The 13,145-nt window shown below is 38.1% G+C and carries 11 protein-coding genes, 1 tRNA gene and 1 riboswitch; of the genes, 3 read left to right on the top strand and 9 right to left on the bottom strand.

The window, feature by feature from the left end:
* Window positions 1-21: 21 nt before the first annotated feature.
* Window positions 22-1,155 carry a tRNA epoxyqueuosine(34) reductase QueG gene (gene queG, locus AC2TFD_RS06960; protein ID WP_335509542.1) on the bottom strand — a complete coding sequence of 378 codons (1,134 nt, stop codon included), beginning with the start codon at window positions 1,153-1,155 and terminating at the stop codon, window positions 22-24.
* 567 nt (window positions 1,156-1,722) lie between these two features.
* Here queG and AC2TFD_RS06955 point away from each other — a divergent pair.
* Complete coding sequence (locus AC2TFD_RS06955) at window positions 1,723-2,394, top strand: B3/B4 domain-containing protein (protein WP_484675353.1); 672 nt, start codon at window positions 1,723-1,725, stop codon at window positions 2,392-2,394.
* 83 nt (window positions 2,395-2,477) lie between these two features.
* Here the strand turns inward: AC2TFD_RS06955 and AC2TFD_RS06950 are convergent.
* Window positions 2,478-2,551 (bottom strand) — tRNA-Gly (locus tag AC2TFD_RS06950).
* A gap of 455 nt (window positions 2,552-3,006) precedes the next feature.
* On the opposite strand from AC2TFD_RS06950, the gene AC2TFD_RS06945 reads away from it, so the two are divergent.
* Window positions 3,007-3,426 (top strand): hypothetical protein, encoded by a 420-nt coding sequence (locus AC2TFD_RS06945; protein ID WP_484676283.1) that lies wholly within the window; start codon window positions 3,007-3,009, stop codon window positions 3,424-3,426.
* Window positions 3,427-3,506: 80 nt separating this feature from the next.
* Here AC2TFD_RS06945 and AC2TFD_RS06940 read toward each other — a convergent pair whose 3' ends face one another.
* The 7 genes from AC2TFD_RS06940 to AC2TFD_RS06910 form a co-directional block, all read right to left on the bottom strand.
* A complete protein-coding gene (locus tag AC2TFD_RS06940) occupies window positions 3,507-4,694 on the bottom strand; it encodes a DUF2812 domain-containing protein (RefSeq protein ID WP_484675352.1) in 1,188 nt (395 codons plus the stop codon).
* Window positions 4,687-5,007, bottom strand: coding sequence for a PadR family transcriptional regulator (locus tag AC2TFD_RS06935; RefSeq protein WP_335517714.1), 321 nt, complete (start codon window positions 5,005-5,007; stop codon window positions 4,687-4,689). The genes AC2TFD_RS06940 and AC2TFD_RS06935 overlap by 8 nt, the downstream gene beginning before the upstream one ends.
* Window positions 5,008-5,315: 308 nt before the next feature.
* Window positions 5,316-5,705 (bottom strand): VOC family protein, encoded by a 390-nt coding sequence (locus AC2TFD_RS06930; protein WP_335517717.1) that lies wholly within the window; start codon window positions 5,703-5,705, stop codon window positions 5,316-5,318.
* A gap of 177 nt (window positions 5,706-5,882) precedes the next feature.
* Window positions 5,883-7,958 (bottom strand): sigma-70 family RNA polymerase sigma factor, encoded by a 2,076-nt coding sequence (locus AC2TFD_RS06925; RefSeq protein WP_335517720.1) that lies wholly within the window; start codon window positions 7,956-7,958, stop codon window positions 5,883-5,885.
* A gap of 209 nt (window positions 7,959-8,167) precedes the next feature.
* Window positions 8,168-9,355, bottom strand: coding sequence for an MFS transporter (locus AC2TFD_RS06920; RefSeq protein ID WP_335517723.1), 1,188 nt, complete (start codon window positions 9,353-9,355; stop codon window positions 8,168-8,170).
* Window positions 9,348-9,779: a MarR family winged helix-turn-helix transcriptional regulator gene (locus tag AC2TFD_RS06915; RefSeq protein WP_335517726.1), complete on the bottom strand. Its 432-nt coding sequence runs from the start codon at window positions 9,777-9,779 to the stop codon at window positions 9,348-9,350. The genes AC2TFD_RS06920 and AC2TFD_RS06915 overlap by 8 nt, the downstream gene beginning before the upstream one ends.
* 456 nt (window positions 9,780-10,235) lie before the next feature.
* Window positions 10,236-11,600 carry an amino acid permease gene (locus tag AC2TFD_RS06910; RefSeq protein WP_335517729.1) on the bottom strand — a complete coding sequence of 455 codons (1,365 nt, stop codon included), beginning with the start codon at window positions 11,598-11,600 and terminating at the stop codon, window positions 10,236-10,238.
* 155 nt (window positions 11,601-11,755) lie between these two features.
* Window positions 11,756-11,837: riboswitch (glycine riboswitch) on the bottom strand.
* A gap of 239 nt (window positions 11,838-12,076) precedes the next feature.
* Between AC2TFD_RS06910 and AC2TFD_RS06905 the strand changes: the two genes are divergently transcribed.
* Window positions 12,077-12,979, top strand: a complete 903-nt coding sequence (locus AC2TFD_RS06905) for an EamA family transporter (RefSeq protein ID WP_335517732.1) — start codon at window positions 12,077-12,079, stop codon at window positions 12,977-12,979.
* Window positions 12,980-13,145: the final 166 nt, after the last annotated feature.

Below are 13,145 nucleotides of genomic sequence, written 5' to 3'. Positions count from 1 at the left end.
GACAGAATGTCCATTGCTCATTTAGTTCTTTCGCTTTAGTAGGCTTTTTTCAATCATATTCTTTACTTCTAAGTCCATTTCTTTTGCTGCCGCTTTTTCTAGTACTTCTACTGCTTCCGGACTGCCAATTTTACCTAGAGCCCAGGCAGCGGTTTCCTTTAGAACAGCGCTGGTTTCATTTTCTAAAACACCTTGTAAATCGGGAACTGCGGTTTCATCCCTGAAATGGGCAAGAGCGATGATAGCATTCCGTTGAATCGGCTTTTTGCCTCGCCACGATCCTGCTACCGAGCCAAATTTATTCTTGAATTCACGATTACTCATTTTTAACAAGGGTCTAAGTAATGGCTTCGCGATCTCAGGGTCAGCCTCCATTTCCTCATGGAAGTGAAAATCCTTCCCTTTATTGACTGGGCAGGACGTTTGGCAGGAATCACACCCATACACCCGGTTGCCGATTTTATCTCTGTATTCCTCAGGAATCACAGTTTTTGTCTGTGTCAAATAGGCGATACAGCGCTGAGCATTAATTTGTCCCCCTTGAACCAACGCTCCAGTAGGACAAGCTTCGAGACAGGCTGTACAGGAACCACATTGATCCTCCATTGGAGAATCAGGAGCAAAAGGAATACTCGTAATCATTTCGCCTAGATAGACGTAGGAGCCATATTCCGGCGTCATAACGGCACAGTTTTTACCGCTCCATCCAATTCCGGCCCTCACGGCAACACTACGGTCAGAAAGCTCACCGGTATCGACCATTGATTTTAGACGAGCATCTGGTACTTTTGTGAGGATAAATTCTTCCAGTTTTTTAAGGCGATCACGTAATATATGATGATAATCCAATCCCCAGGAAGCACGGGAAAAAAAGCCTCTCCGCTCGCCCTTTTTCCCTTCAACACGAACCTTCATTTTCGCTGGATAGGCCAGAGCGATAGAGATAATTGACCGCGGTTCCGGAAGAAGTAATGCAGGTGTCACCCGTTTTTCAATATCAGGTTCTTCAAAACCTGATTGATACCCAAGCTCATTCTGGCGAATCAGTCTATTTTTCAACTCAGTAAAAGGGTCTGCCGTGGTAAAACCAATCTTATCAATGCCTATTGTTTTGCTATAAGCAATGACTTCCTCTTTCAATTGATCAACATTCATTTGGAAACCTCCCTTCTTCTCGGCTAAGTTGATTTATCTAAAAAAATCCTTATGAAGGACATATCATACTGGAAACTCTTCTGTTTTGTCCTTCATCCACCTTATGAAGGACATATCTTACTGGAATCTCTTCCGATTTGTCCTTCATCTACCTTATGAAGGACATATCTTACTGGAAACTCTCCCGATTTGTCCTTCATCCAACTTATGAAGGACATATCTTACTGGAATCTCTTCCGATTTGTCCTTCATCTACCTTATGAAGGACATATCTTACTGGAAACTCTCCCGATTTGTCCTTCATCCGCCTTATGAAGGACATATCTTACTGGAAACTCTCCCGGTTTGTCCTTCATCTACCTTATGAAGGACATATCTTACTGGAAACTCTCCCGATTTGTCCTTCATCCGCCTTATGAAGGACATATCTTACTGGAAACTCTCCCGGTTTGTCCTTCATCCAACCTTTTATCAAAATATAGTAAAAATCAAATCAGTAAGCCGTTAATTTTCGGTACACATCTAATTATGATAAACTATTTTTATTAAATTTTGGAGGTGGAATCATTGGAAATTCAGCTTTCGTCAGAAATCATTAGCAAGATTCCTCATTTTAAGTTAGGAATCATTGAATATAAAAATATCACTGTAGGCGATTCCCCACAAATGGTAAAAGGAAGACTGCAGCTTTTTCAGGAATCAATATTCTTTGATTTAGAAAATAAAAATTTATCTGAGCTTCCTGGAATTCATGAATGGCGTGGTATTTTCAAAACATTTGGCAAGGACCCTAACCGTTACCGGCATTCAGCAGAGGCTCTATACCGCAGAGTCCAGAAACAGAATTATCTAACCAGTGTTCAAAGTGCCATCGACATTAATAACTTTTTCTCCCTCCAATACCAAGTTCCGATTGGAATTTATGACACCGATCGATTAGAAGGACCTATCACAATCAAAATCGCGAAGGCAGGAGAAGAATATCTTGGCCTAAATGGCCGGATGAATTCATTAGAAAACTTGATTGTCTCCTCGGATCAGCTTGGACCATTTGGAAGCCCGTTTGTCGATTCCAATAGAGCGCCAGTTACAGAAGCAACCAAAAATGCACTGCAGATTATTTATTTACAACCGAAAACAGCGTTGATTAGTGCCGAAAAGCTGACAGAGTCATTGATGAAGATGTTTAACCAAATACATGGCGGTGACGCAAGCTTCTATATAATAGGAAGCGATTAGAGCCTCCTTTATTAGCAGCCAAAATATAAAAAAACGCAATGCATCGTTCTCAAGTAACGATACACTGCGTTTGGTAATATGTATGGAGCGGGTGATGAGAATCGAACTCACGTCATCAGCTTGGAAGGCTGAGGTTTTACCATTAAACTACACCCGCACAATAATAATTATGAACAAAAAACAAATAACTTAAACACGTTTATTATAATACTAAGTTTTTTCTCAATGGTCAAGAGGATTTTGTGTTTTTTTGTCGAAAAAAGTTATTAACATAAATATCCCATTTGAACATTCTGTTTATTGTTATGCTGCTGTACCAGTATAAATACCAACTATTATTTTTCCTTTAGTGTTAAACACTTTCTGCCAAATGATAAATCTCTCCTCTTTAAAAAGTACTTTATCAGCATTAAATATTTTTTCTAAAATAAAGGGAAACTAATTTATAGTTGAATTAGCAAGAGGTACCTTAGTGGAAAATTCCCACAATCTCGAAATTACCCTGCATATAGTCTGTGTTAATAGGGCTGAAATGCTTATTGATTACTTACCTAAAAAATAAAATTGATAAGGGATCGTAGGATTAATGTGAAAAATGCAAAAGAAAAATTAATGTGGAGTATTGCCCTGCCAGGGTTTGGACAATATTTAAATGGAAAACTTTTTAAAGGTACTGTTTTTATATTTTTAGAATTTCTAATCAATGTGCAATCCAATTTTAACGAAGTGATTATTTTAAGTTTTCATGGGGAGATTGAAAAAGCCATTGCACATACTGATTATCAATGGTTAATGTTTTATCCTTGTTTGTATTTCTTTGCAATGTGGGATGCGTTTAAAGATGCAGGGGGTGGAAAAGAAAAGAATTCTTTCCTTCCGTTTGTATTTTCAGCATACTTTGTAACTGTTGGATGCATTTTTTCCTCGAATTTACGGATATTTGGGATACTTTTTGGACCTGTTTGGCTTCCGATGTTATTTGTCATTCCAGGATTAGCTGTCGGCTTTATCATTATGAAATTGATTAAATGATATAAAATTAACTAGGGGCAATCGCCCCTTTTTATCTTTATTATCCCAACCGTTATTTTAATAGAAAGTTTTACGATCGATTAATCCAACTTCTCCACGATATTTTCAATTATTGAATTTATATCTGCATAGCCAAAATAGCGTACATACATCACAGCTTTTCCTTTAGATGCAAATACCTCTTTCCTCTCTTCTTCCTCACGAACAATCAAGAGTTCCAATTCAGGATGTTCTGTTTCAACAAAATCTTCTCTACTATCTTCATATCGATATCTTTCTATTAAATCATAAATCAGATTATCCGACATCGAAGGAATACTCAGCTGATAAAACTGTGTATGAATGGACGGTGAATATTCACCGCTGCCGTCCTTCCACATCTTTCCTGGAACTACACCCTCTTCATCTGTTTCATATTGCACAGGGGCTAATGGACTCCACTCATATGTATACCGGTTGCCCCAATCCACATTGTCACTTACATAGGAAGGTTCCACTCGGACCATTGCCGGATTCTTTTCTATATATGTTAATCTAACAATCGGTAAGTCAAGACTTGCTGCAGGCAAGGTTTTGGTTTCCATTTTTACAAGCTGAACGAATGGAATGATCGCACTCAATCCCACCCCTGCTGTAAAAAGAAATGCGATGGTCGAATGTAATCGGTAGTGCCTCTTCCAAGGTGCATGATGATCAATCGGTTTACCCTCAATAAGATTTCTTCGCAAAGCACGAATTGAAATAGATGCTTGCAGCGAAGTAAAGGCAGAGTATCCCAAGAAGAGAGCCAATATGGTTTGTTGAATAGCAACGCCCTTCACCATAACGAATGTGGGTGCCCCATCAAGAAACCAAATTGCAGATAACATACCGATTATTAATATCATTGCTATGACTACGATGAAAGCATTGGAAGCTAATTTCTTATCCAGTTCCTTTAATGTATAAGACTGTTCGGCGGGGTCTGTATGAAGCTCCGGTGCATCGAGCTCTTCCGGTGATGAAAATACATGAAAAAAACTATAGCTTGTTATGTAATCCCAGCCACTTTCCGCATACATCTGGGTTTGTTCTGGTGTAATCCTCTTCTTTGGAGATACCTCTATTCTGTACCTCATTTTTTCCGGAGTACCCTTAGTAAACTTGGCAAAATGTATCCCCATCTTTTTTAGATGCAGCCCATTAGCCGCCATGTCTGTAAACCAGCTTTCATGCTTACCAATCCGCCAATAATCACTCGGCCGAAGTTTATGGACTGTTTTATTCATCCTCATCACCTTCCTCTAAAATGCTGCTATCTTTTATCAAGGCTTTCAATCGACCATACTCTAAATGAAGAGCTTGTTCCCCTTCTGGTGTTATTCGGTAGGTTTTTCTTCTGCCATCATCTTCTGCTAGTGATATAAGACCGTCTTTTTGCATCCGTGAGAGTACCCCGTAAAGTGTCCCCGGCCCCATTTTTAATCTGCCATTTGATACCTCTGTAATTGCGTGCATTAGCTGATACCCATGGTTAGGACGCATTAAAGCTAGTAGTACATAATACATTGCTTCGGTCATCGGTCCCCCATTATATGCCATTGTTACCTCACTTCTTTCGTTTTTAGAGATAGTATGTAACGCGATATTATGTATAACGATATATCGTATGACATAACAATACATCATGAAATGTCATCTGTAAATATATAAACAGAAATAGTTTTCATAATTTTTCCTATTTGCAACTATAGGAATTCATAAAAAATAGCCTAGTCCTAATTGGACTAGGCATTTAGATTATGAAATCTCCGTAAATAATTCAACTTCTCTTTCTGTAAAAGTCCGTTTAAACGGAATGATCTCTCCTACTATTAACGGTATTTAAATCTCCCTTCCCAAGGTTCCTTCTATTTATTCTTTTGTGCGATCTGTATATAGTTGCCACAGGTATCGTCGAAGACAGCGATTGTGACTTGTCCCGCATCTGTCGGCTCCATCTTAAATTTCACCCCAAGATTCTTTAATCGTTCGTACTCTTTATGTATATCTTCAACCCCAAACATAGTTGCTGGGATGCCATCTGCAAATAGCCTCTTCTGATACTCTTTGGCAGCGGGATGATTATTCGGTTCGAGCAAAATCTCCGTACCTTCTTGATCCTCGGGAGAAACAAGCGCTATCCACCTATATTCTCCTACTGGAACGTCATGCTTTTTTATAAAGCCCAGGGTTTCAGAATAAAACTTCAGTGCCTTGTCTTGGTCTTCTACAAATATACTGGTCACAATGACTTTCATATTAGTTTGCCTCCTTTGATTTGTCCATGTATCTAGCCTTCCATAATCCTACTTCGTTCTATTATTAAAAGCAACTTTCACGATTAAATCACCATGACTAATAGTAGTTTTGGTCATCATCAACATCATCAGCTTGGTAATGACCACAAGCAAGATTCCTAATATGAACAAAATCCCTTATTTCAACGAAATCTTTACTAGATCATCCAAATATTTTATCGCATTATATCCATAAATCTCGAGTCTTTTTGGATTTACTTTTTCTCCAGTTCTGTCATTTTGTAATTCCACGCTAAGAACGGTAATAAAATGGCGGGGCTGCTCAATTTCTTCATATATGACCGGGTTTTTATTGTAATCGTAAACGACCCCGTTTTTATCCATGAGCACTCCTTCCGTATACATCTCCATTGAATTTATGGCATTTTCGTCCTCACCGAAAATTTGGAAATGAAGAGTCTCATATGCACGATTCTCAATTCCATGATCGCTTATGACCACTTTAGCCGGCTGCCCTGCTTCTACCTTATCAATAGAAATTGTACTGCCAGCATATTCAAAGGTTTGAGGATAATCCTTTGAAGAATCCAGCTCAATGATATGATGGTCATCAAACGTTAACTGAGCGGATTCGAGTTGAACGTTAACCTCCTTTGGCTTCTCTCCAAAAAGAGGGGAAAAGTGTCTTTGATAAGAAATCCAATTTACATCTAGTTGTGTATCGAAAAAGGACCTGGCATACAAATCTACTTTCACTTTTTTATCATTCACTTGCAGATGATTAAAATTAAGATTGTCAATCTGCTTATTGGGTTGTTCCATATTGATGTCATAGTGCAAAACCGTCGCTGTTGGCGCAATGGTTAGCTTATCAAATCGAACCGGTATTCCTTCGACTTGTGTTTCTCCTTTCAATGCATATTCGACGGAAGGCTTTTTGGTTACAGGGATTTCGAAGGTCCACTTCCCTATTTTATCCCCCATGATTTGGAAACCCATCCCACCATTCTGTTCAGCGGAATCACTAATTATTTTTTGAAGCTTGGAGATCTGCAGTTTAATTGTCCCGTTATCAGTATTGATTGGCTGCAGACTAATTTTTCCATGATACACATTCTTCTCTTCTTTATTCATATCCGATTCAAGATCAGGGGGATAGAACCCTTGGTACCCTTCACCATCCATGATTTCATGTTGGTTCTCCACAAAAACACCATCAAAATTATCCATCATATATTGGGAGTCTTTTTTTGTATCTTCTATTTCATAAAAAACGAGCGTCTGAACCTCATCCGCAATCGTACCCTTAATCTTGATTTTCACTCCGTCGCTCTCATCCTCAAGGTTCAGCCTTTCACCCAGGTCATGTTGCAGAAAGGCACGCAATTCCTGATTTTTTTCTGTCCAATTATAGTAGAGGTTGGAAAACGCCCCAGTGAAAAAATCGATTCCTATTAATAAGACGAATATACCTGCAAAAACAAATCCTTTTCTTATTCGTTTCTTGTTCCTCTTTTGTCTGTGCTTTTCCTTTTCTGCCAGCCTAGCTTCGAGGTTCTCTATGAAATCAACGGGCACATGAAAATCTTCCAGCCTATCAGGTAGATTTAACATAGTCAACATGACATCCTGAAAGCTGGCCAAATCCTCCTGACAATCTTGACAATGATAAAGATGTTTTTCAAAATCTATCTTTCTGGGCCGATCCAGGGTTCTTTCTAAGTAATTGATGTAATCCTTATGATACTCCTTACAACCATTAAAGGTTGGTCCGTACCCCATCTCAATTCGAAGTGACTGGATTCCGGAAAACAAAATCCCCTTTATCTTATTCTCTGAAACTTGGAGAAGATGTGCCACTTCCTCCTTAGACATTCCTTTAACATATGTAAGGACCACCGCATCTTTCTCGTTCTCTTTTAAGCAATCTAGTGCTTTGAAAAAATCCTGACGAGGTTCAGTTTCTACTCTAGCTAGTAAACTTCTATCATAAGAAAGCTCCCTGCAAATATGTATGAAAATGGATGTAACCCACGTTTCGAATGATGTATCTCTTTTAAATCGGGGCAATTGCTTATGTACTTTAATAATAGTCTGGTAAAAAAGCTCTTCCATTTGCTGCTGATTGCTAAGATAGGACAAACCAAGTAAATAGAACGATTGTTTATGCTGATCGAACCAATCGATAATGGATTCCACGTCTCTTTCTCTTATCGGTGCGATTGAATTGGAATCTATTTTTGCTGGGATCATAAGTGTGTTCCCCCTTTAAACATATTAACCTACTTTTAATATAACAAAAATTGGATATGAAATCTCTTTTTTCCATCGAACAAAATCCCGCTAAATTGGAAAAACAGCCGATCGCTCATTAAATTACATTTATATATGAAAAAAGCCGAGATCCAGATAGGAAGTTCGGCTTTTCTTGTGAAGGATTGTACGTAAACAAATTTATTAAGTTAAAGCATAGCATTCATACTAGCCTTTTCTTTCTTTCCGTGTAGAAAAAAGTAAAGACCAGACGTTCCCAACACGACAACTCCTAGAATCATATAAAGAGTACTAAAGCTCGAAAATGGCAGGAAGAATCCAAGTAAATAAGGACCGAATCCAAGCCCTGCATCAAGAAAGATAAAGAAAGTCGATGTGGCCAGTCCCATACGTTGAGGAGGAGTCACCTTAATAGCGATTGCCTGAGAGCATGACTGCATATTACCAAATCCGAGGCCAATAAGGATTCCCGCTAACAACAAAGTAAAACTGCTATGGGCTGTACCTAATAGAAGCATTCCAGCTGCAAATAGGACAAAGGACGGATACATCACATAGTTCGCCCCTTTTACATCCATTAAACGTCCTGTGAATGGGCGTGAAAACAATACTGCTATGGAATACACAAGAAAGAAGAAACTGGCTGTACGAACCAGGTCAATTTCAATGGCATAGAAACTAATAAAAGAAAGAACACTAGAGTAACAGAAACCTAATATTAAAGTAATCATTGCAATGGGAATTGCCTTTGGTTCAATAAGTTGAGAGAGTTTGAATCCCTTTATTCCATTTATGTTTGTGATGCCTTCCAATGCCGGCACATTCACAAAGAATGCTGTTATTAAACTGAAGATACCTAAAGCTAGACAAAGACCAAATATGAATTGAATGCTTGCATGTTGGATCATATAAAGACCAAAGAAGGGTCCGATTGCTGTAGACAGTGTCGAGCTCATACTGTAATAACCGATACCTTCTCCTTTTCGTTTCTTCGGTATAATCTGAGCCACAATTGTTCCTGCTGCGGTACTCGCAATACCAAGTGCAAAACCATGTAATAAACGGGTAATAAGTAAGAAGGTGATACCCAATTGAATAAAATATAACGCTGTTGTTAAAACAAAAAGAATTAATCCGATGAACAACGTTCTTTTTAAGCCAATTGAATCCATACTGCGGCCAATTAGGAGACGCCCTATTAATGTCCCAACAATAAAAATTCCAGTAATCAACCCCGCCTGGCTTGTGGTTGCATGATATTCATTTACCGCATAAACACCTATAATCACGATTAATAAATAAAAGATTAACGATAACAAAAAATTGACGCCGGAAACAATAATAAAATCCTTCGTCCATAATTTAGGTTTATTCACGTTTGTTCCCCTCGCCTACGGTAATATTTTCCTGTATTTTAGGAAGAGTTTGAAACGTAATCAGTTGATCTTCATAAGAAATACTTTCCATCACACTATTTTCTAAATTCGTAATATTTTTTCTACATGCTAAGTAAATCTCTTCTCCAAATTCTGTCAACTGAATAACTTTTTCCCGCCTATCCATACCAGGAATTTGTTTCACCATTTGTAATTCTTCTAAACGGTGAACCCTTCTTGTAATGGTTGGTTTTTCTACATTGTATTTATTGGCAATATCTACAAGTGTCGATGGCCCATTGGTTTTTATATAAAAAATAACCTGCCAAAGAGAATAAGAAAGCTCATACGTACTCATAAGTTCATTCAATTTGGTTATCAAGGGTCTATAAAGACTTAAATAATGCTGAAAAAAACCTTCCAATTCATTCTCCCCTTCCAACCAAATTAGTTACCATGGGTAACTATTACCTTAGATAACCATAAATACTTTTTAAAAGGATGTCAAGGGAAATGTCTTTAACTAAGCTTTGATTGCTTATTAAAAAGGGAGTAATTAAGGTAATAAGGAGATAACGATGATAGTGTATTTCTACTTGATAAAAAGATGGGTAGCTAAAATGAAATTCAAAAAAGAACATAAGGACCGCGTTGCATGGAAATGTCTATCAGTGACCAATTCCTAAAGAAGTTGTCCCTGCTTGTAATAGATAAATGGATTACAAAAGTCATTTAAATAATCATACTGAAAAGGCTTCTTTGTAGAAGCCTTTAGTCGTCCACCATGACGTATCTGAATGAAGTATCGAGTTATCCTCGCGGTCTAGTTTTTCAATAATACTGCTTTTCAAAGTGAGAAGTGCGCTTTTATTCCATGCTCTTATGCTGATATCTTGATATTTTTATTCTTTTTTCTTCTATTTGAATACAGCATAAATAATAGAATAAACCACAGCGGTGTCAGCAATAACGCAGGACGTGTTTCTTCCGCAACCAGCATGATAATTAGAACCATTGCAAACAATGTTAGGACCGCATAATTGATAAATGGTGTGAATGGTGCTTTAAATGTTGATTTTGCATGTAATTGCGGCTGTGTTTTCTTGTATTTAATATGGCAAACGAGAATGACACCCCAAACCCAGATAAAACAAATCGCACTAATCGTTGTCACAATTCCAAAGGCTTGTTCTGGAATGAGTTTACTCAAAAGTGCGCCCGCTGATACGACAAGCGTGGATGTAAATAGCGCATTACTTGGTACATGATTTTTATTCAGTTTTGCCAGATTGGATGGTGCCTGGTCATTTTTGCTTAAGTTAAAAAGAATCCGGCTTGTTGAGAACATCCCGCTGTTACAAGCAGAAGCCGCTGACGTTAATACGACAAAATTAATAATGCCTGCAGCAATCGGAATCCCGACTAAACTGAAGGTTTTAACAAACGGACTTTCCCCTGCATTTAGCTCCGTCCAAGGATTCACGCATAATAGGACAATCAGTGCACCCACGTAGAAAAATAGAATTCTTAAGGGAATTTTATTAATAGCCGATGGAATACTTTTTTTAGGATCGGATGTTTCCGCTGCCGATACCCCAACTAATTCCACACCGACATAGGCGAACACGACCATTTGGAAGGAAAGTAAGAAACCTGTAACGCCGTTTGGAAAAAGCCCTCCATGGTCCCAGAGATTTTGAACTGTAACACTTCCTGCTTCGGTTTTGAACCCCATTATCAGCAAAATAACCCCAATGGCAATTAATACGAGAATCGTGATGACTTTTATTAATGCAAACCAAAACTCTAATTCTCCGAAAAGCTTTACCGTTAGTAAATTGAATCCTAATAAGATAATTAAGCAGATGATGGCAGGTATCCATTGCGGAATATCAAACCAATATTGGACATACACACCAACCGCAATCACATCCGCCATCGCCACCATAATCCAGCAAAACCAATAGGTCCACCCGGTTACGAACGCTGCCCGAGGTCCAAGATAATCTTCGGCAATGTCAGTAAAAGATTGATACCCTGCTTTTGACAACAAAAGTTCTCCCAGTGCCCTCATGACGAAAAAAATAGCGATACCTACAAGTAAATAGGCAAATATAATAGATGGCCCCGCCAGTTGTATGGCTTTACCTGATCCCAGAAATAATCCGGTTCCGATAGTCCCGCCAATGGCGATGAGTTGAACATGCCGATTTTTTAAATCCCTTTTTAATTCTTGCTGTGCCATACCAAATTCCTCCCTATAACCATTTTCACTGTGAATCGATGAGCAATAAATTTACCCATCAAAAAAGAGATTGGAAGTTTTCCAATCTCTTAGGTCATAAGAATAGCAAATAATAGTTGTAATGCTAACGGATATCAGCACCACAAATAAATATTTAGTACTCTTCTGTCCTTTTGCCTGAGATAGTGAACCCTTCGGCGCCGTGGAAAATCCAGCGGTCTCTCCAGAAGCTGCTCCTGCTATAGTGTGATCCATAGCAATCATAGCTGCTAATTATTAAATTTTTAAAAGTGAAATTATTTTTGAATATTTTCTATATATTAATAGTAGTTTATTATTTTGTCAATATATTTTATTATTGTTACTTCAGATAAGGTTCATCTAAACCCCTCACTTAAAGGAGTTACTAGGAACAACCTTTTTTTCTATTTATGATATAATAATTTGATAGTTTTTTGCTCCAAGGAGGTATCATCATGAAAGGCAATAAAGGGATTTTATTTATATTAGTAGGTGCTGGCTGCTTTGGTTTTACACCGATATTTGCTAAATTGGGATTTAACTACGGCTATTCTCTTGGCCAAATTAATATCGTTCAAATGATCATTTCCTCATTTTTATTATGGTCTTTGACTCTACTTAAACGCAGCAGCTTTAAGGGACTTAATAGGAAAAATATTCCCCAAATTATGGTAACTGGTTGTTTTATCGGCTTAACAAGTATCTTTTATTATGGTGCGATGCAATATCTGCCGGCCTCATTGGCCATCATTTTAATGTTCCAATTCGTTTGGATAGGAATAATTTTAGAATGGATTTTTAGTAAAATAAAACCTGCTCCTATCACCATATTGTCCATCATTTTAATTTTGATCGGGGTCTTTTTTGCTTCCAATTTATTAAATGGCGATCTACAGGGACTACCTTTGAAAGGCTTCCTTTTTGGAATTTTATCCGCATTCACTTATGCCGGATTTATTTTTTTCAGCGGAAAGGTAGCTGTAAATGTAGACCCATTGACTCGGACTTCTTTAATGGCAACAGGGTCAACTATCTTAGTACTTGTCCTATTCATGCGTGACATTCCATCCGTACTGCCATTCGAGGCAAATTTGCTAACAACTGCACTTGGTGTTTCGCTATTTGGAGCAGTCCTTCCCCCGCTATTTTTCGCTGTTGGCGCACCATTGGTTTCAGGTGGAATCGCCAATATACTTACATCGATTGAATTACCAGTCGCTATCCTATCTGCCAGCATTATTTTGTCAGAGGAGATAACTCCGCTTCAGTGGTTAGGCACGGCTATTATTCTAGCAGCCATTGCTTTAAATGAACTTGGCAGTAGTATTTTTAGGGTCAGGAAACATCTTAAGGGGTAGAGTTTTTGGATGCTTTTATTATGAAAAAGGGTCAAGCCCCTTTTTCCGTTCTGGGGAATATCTTTTTATGAATTAATCATACACGGCACTGGCTCATATTTCATAGACTACCTTAAAATGGATGTGGAAAAGGGTTAAAAATAACTTACTATCAACAAAGGCGCAG

The sequence above is a fragment of the Neobacillus sp. plas4 genome (assembly GCF_057221695.1).
The sequence above is the reverse complement of the archived record's forward strand: the minus strand, read 5'-3'. Positions and strand labels throughout refer to the sequence as shown.